1 rRNA gene (running past one end of the window) is annotated in these 2,500 nt (G+C 52.8%); it reads right to left on the minus strand.

Going from position 1 to position 2,500, the window contains the following annotated elements:
* Positions 1–2,447 (minus strand): 23S ribosomal RNA (locus tag P9228_RS23190) (it extends 482 nt beyond the left edge of the window).
* Positions 2,448–2,500: the final 53 nt, after the last annotated feature.

Genomic DNA, 2,500 nt, shown 5'->3' on the forward strand with positions numbered 1-2,500 from the left:
GGGACCACCGGATCACTATGACCGACTTTCGTCTCTGCTCGACTTGTCAGTCTCGCAGTCAGGCAGGCTTATGCCATTGCACTCAGCGAACGATTTCCGACCGTTCTGAGCCCACCATCGCGCGCCTCCGTTACTCTTTAGGAGGCGACCGCCCCAGTCAAACTACCCACCATACATTGTCCCGGACCCGGATAACGGGCCGCGGTTAGACATCCATAGTGATAAGGGTGGTATTTCAAGGGTGGCTCCACCTGAGCTGGCGCCCAGGCTTCAAAGCCTACCACCTATCCTACACATGCCACTACGAATGCCAATGTAAAGCTATAGTAAAGGTGCACGGGGTCTTTCCGTCTAACCGCAGGAACCCCGCATCTTCACGGGGAATTCAATTTCACTGAGTCTATGCTGGAGACAGCGGGGAAGTCGTTACGCCATTCGTGCAGGTCGGAACTTACCCGACAAGGAATTTCGCTACCTTAGGACCGTTATAGTTACGGCCGCCGTTTACTGGGGCTTCGATTCAGAGCTTGCACCCCTCCTCTTAACCTTCCAGCACCGGGCAGGCGTCAGACCCTATACGTCGTCTTGCGACTTCGCAGAGCCCTGTGTTTTTGATAAACAGTCGCTACCCCCTGGTCTGTGCCACCCTCCTCTGCTTGCGCAAAAAAGGGTCACGCTTCTTCCGAAGTTACGCGTGCAATTTGCCGAGTTCCTTCAGCATAGTTCTCTCAAGCGCCTTGGTATACTCTACCAGACCACCAGTGTCGGTTTCGGGTACGGTCTATAAGGAGGAGCTATTTCCTGGAACCACTCCGCTGCCCTTTCAATCCGATAAGATTGGACAACTTGTGTGATCCGTCACTACCTCCAGGCTCACGAATATTAACGTGATTCCCATCGACTACGCGTTTCCGCCTCGTCTTAGGGGCCGGCTAACCCTGCTCAGATTAACTTTAAGCAGGAACCCTTGGTCTTTCGGCGGGGGAGTCTCTCACTCCCCTTACGTTACTCATGTCAGCATTCGCACTTCTGATACCTCCACCGCCCCTCACGGGTACGGCTTCACTGGCTTACAGAACGCTCCGCTACCGCTCGTGATTGCTCACGAACCCTAAGCTTCGGTGTATGGCTTTAGCCCCGTTACATTTTCGGCGCAAAGACCCTTATTTAGACCAGTGAGCTGTTACGCTTTCTTTAAATGATGGCTGCTTCTAAGCCAACATCCTGGTTGTTTTGGGATCCTCACATCCTTTCCCACTTAGCCATAACTTGGGGACCTTAGCTGTAGGTCAGGGTTGTTTCCCTTTTCACGACGGACGTTAGCACCCGCCGTGTGTCTGCCGACTAGTACTCCCAGGTATTCGGAGTTTGGTTAGGTTTGGTAATCCGGTGAGGACCCCTAGCCCATCCAGTGCTCTACCCCCTGGGGTATTCGGTCGACGCTCTACCTAAATAGATTTCGCGGAGAACCAGCTATTTCCGAGTTTGATTGGCCTTTCACCCCTAGCCACAAGTCATCCCGAACTATTGCAACAGTTATGGGTTCGGCCCTCCAGTAAGTGTTACCTTACCTTCAGCCTGCTCATGGCTAGATCACTCGGTTTCGGGTCTAATGCGACGAACTGAACGCCCTGTTCAGACTCGCTTTCGCTGCGCCTACACCTATCGGTTTAAGCTTGCTCGTCACACTAAGTCGCTGACCCATTATACAAAAGGTACGTGGTCACCCGCCCATCAAAGCGCTTGCGCTCTTGATGGCAAAATCAAAAGTTCTTCAAATCGTCAAGCGATTTGAAGGACGGGCTCCCACTGTTTGTAGGCAATCGGTTTCAGGTACTCTTTCACTCCCCTTGTCGGGGTGCTTTTCACCTTTCCCTCACGGTACTAGTTCGCTATCGGTCATGCACGAGTACTTAGGCTTGGAAGGTGGTCCTCCCAATTTCAGACAGGATTTCACGTGTCCCGCCTTACTCAAGGACGATTGATCGCATTACGCGTACGGGGCTGTCACCCGCTATGGCCCAACTTTCCAGAAGGTTCCGCTTGTCTCTCAATCGCCGCTGGCCTGGTCCGGGTTCGCTCGCCACTACTTCCGGAGTCTCGGTTGATGTCCTTTCCTACGGGTACTTAGATGTTTCAGTTCCCCGCGTTCGCCACTTTATCCCTATGTATTCAGGATAAGTTACCTATTATCGATACTTGGAAACCACAGCAGCAAAAACAGCGCGATCCCAAAGAGATCGTCGCCCCACGCTCAATCCTTTTGGGATTGCCGCGTCAGTTGCCCTGCTGCTCTGATTTTCCAAGTACCTTAGGTGGGTTTCCCCATTCGGAGATCTACGGATCAAAGGGTATTCGCACCTCCCCGTAGCTTATCGCAGCGTATCACGTCCTTCATCGCCTGTGCATGCCAAGGCATCCACCAATTGCCCTTAAGACACTTGATCGTTCTCATTGCCAATACCCATCATGCGCGATCCCGAAGGGATCGTCGCATAAG

The sequence above is a fragment of the Mesorhizobium sp. WSM4898 genome (assembly GCF_029625845.1).
In the GTDB taxonomy this organism is placed as follows: Bacteria; Pseudomonadota; Alphaproteobacteria; order Rhizobiales; family Rhizobiaceae; genus Mesorhizobium.